The 1,601-nt window shown below is 71.1% G+C and carries 2 protein-coding genes and 1 pseudogene; all 3 read right to left on the bottom strand.

Annotated features, from left to right (window positions below; genetic code table 11):
- Positions 1-1,034 (bottom strand): annotated as a pseudogene (locus IJH84_RS05950) (hypothetical protein); the annotation flags it as partial.
- Positions 1,031-1,369, bottom strand: a complete 339-nt coding sequence (locus IJH84_RS05955; protein ID WP_295141268.1) for a DUF6507 family protein — start codon at positions 1,367-1,369, stop codon at positions 1,031-1,033. The gene IJH84_RS05955 and the pseudogene IJH84_RS05950, both read right to left, overlap by 4 nt.
- Positions 1,370-1,396: 27 nt before the next feature.
- Positions 1,397-1,601 (bottom strand): pore-forming ESAT-6 family protein (locus IJH84_RS05960; RefSeq protein ID WP_295141271.1); only part of this gene is annotated, 205 nt, incomplete at its 5' end.

A 1,601-nucleotide genomic window follows, 5' to 3' on the forward strand; every position in this document is an offset into this window, starting at 1 on the left:
ACGCGGGCGCCCGTCCCGGCGGCATTCGCGCCCTGGATGGCGGCTCCGGTGCCGCGCAGCGCGCCGCCCGCGCCTTTGGTGCCGACCACGGCGGAGACGACGTTGAAAGTGGCCTGGCCCGCGGCGCGGCCGTTGTGGCCGTTGCCCCACTGGTCGTAGGCGATGATGGACTTGCCGGCGTTGAGCAGCGTGCCGCCCATCTCGCCGCGCTTGAAGCCGGGCAGGCCGACCGACTGGTCCAGCGTCATGCCACCGGGCATCGAGTAGGTGCCGATCGCCAGCGCGAAGGTGCCGAGGCCCTTCCACGCCGCACCGGCCGTCGACCAGCTCCACTGCCCGTCGGAGTAGCCGATCAGCGCGCCGAGGTCGGTGACCATCTGCACGGCACCGTCCTTGATGCCGACGAAGAAGTCCGAGACGTCGCCGAGGATGCCGCCGTCGTGTTCCTCCGGCTTGCCCCACGGCAGCCCCTCGCCGGCCATGGCCGAGTTGAGCTGGTCCTTGGAGTAGCCGAACTCGTTGCCCTCCCGGCGCCCGTCGCCGTTGTCGGCGACGTACCGGGTGCCGCCGTAAGTCGCGTTGATCGCGTTCGCGCAGGCGCGCTGCGCCGCCATCCATTCCGCGACGGCCTCGTTGACCTGCGAGAGGAGCTGGTTGTGCGCGCCGACCTTGCCCTCGTCCTCGCGCCAGTCGTCGTGGCCTTCGACGGAGCCGACGAACGCCCGAGCCTGCGTGCGCAGCGACTCCAGCCGCGCTTTGATCGGCGCGACGGTGTCGGCGTAGGTGGTCAGTGCGTTCGCGACGAGTTCGACGTCGCCGCCGATGGAATCGCTGATCTCGGAGACCGGGCGGGTCGCGTTCAGCAGCTGCCCGGCTTCCGGCGCCTCGTAGACCGCGGCCAGGCCCTGCCAGGTGGAGTGCACGTTCGCACCGGTCGAGCTGAACGACGAGCCGGAGCTGCGCAGCGTGGCGGCGTGCCCGCGCAGCGCCTCCATGTCGCCGGGGATCTGCGGGATCTCGGCGGGGTTGATCACCGCGGGCCTCCGGGCATCCGGGGCTCCGGTGCGGCGCTCGCGCTGCTCTGCGCGTTGGCCGCCATCTCCAGATCACCCTGGACGTACGCCTGGGTGGCGTTGGCCGCACCGGTCATCGCGGCGCCGGTGCGGCTGAACACGAACTGGATGTCGCTGCGCTGCGACTCCGCGAAGCCTTGCAGCGCCTGCCCGACGATCCCGGACGACGCTTCCGCGCCCGCGCCCTGCATCGCCTCGTTGATCGAGCGCACGTGGCTCTCGAACTGCTCGGCCACGCCTTCCACGCGCTGCAGCACGCCCTGCACTCCGGACGGCTGGATGTCCCACCGGCCCACGACGGTTCCCTCCCCAGTTCGCCGGCGTCAGCCGATGCCTTGCACCGCGGAGCGCGCCCGCGACAGTGCGCTGTTGGCGGAGTCGTCGTTCTGGGCCATGGTCTGCTTGAGCAGGTTGATGATCTGGCGGACTTCGGTGGCGGCGGATTTCCAGCGTTGCTCGACGTGGTGGTAGTCGTCGGAGACGCCGTCGGCCTGGAAGTCGGCCATCGCTGCGGCCACGGCCTGGTCG

This window comes from Saccharopolyspora sp., from assembly GCF_017434145.1.
Classification (GTDB): domain Bacteria; phylum Actinomycetota; class Actinomycetes; order Mycobacteriales; family Pseudonocardiaceae; genus Saccharopolyspora_C; species Saccharopolyspora_C galaxeae.